This is a genomic window from Bartonella sp. AA2SXKL, from assembly GCF_042197205.1.
Lineage (GTDB): Bacteria > Pseudomonadota > Alphaproteobacteria > Rhizobiales > Rhizobiaceae > Bartonella.
In genome coordinates this window covers 1-256 of record NZ_JBHIRN010000084.1, presented here as the reverse complement: position 1 = coordinate 256, position 256 = coordinate 1, and the positions used below count along the sequence as shown (strand labels likewise).

Below are 256 nucleotides of genomic sequence, written 5' to 3'. Positions count from 1 at the left end.
CATAACGGTAATGACCACCATAACCACGCAAGAACAAAGCAGGGTTTTCATGAACTTCTAACATTCCACCCGCACTCATCCGCAACGTCTCCAACTGCTTATTTTGATCACCGATATCCATCAAACCAACATGAAATAAGCTATTGGGCAAGAGCAGATAAGTGGGTACTTGCGGTACAACAGACCTGACAACTCGTTCAGGGAGAACAAATCCATCTACTCGTTCATCGAGAACAAGTCCATCAGTAGGAACAGA

General features: G+C 44.5%; 1 protein-coding gene. It reads right to left on the bottom strand.

The genetic code is table 11. From position 1 onward, the window contains the following. Positions 1-256, bottom strand: a 256-nt coding sequence (locus tag ACFINS_RS09890; protein ID WP_375706163.1) for a hypothetical protein, incomplete at both ends; no start/stop codon positions are given.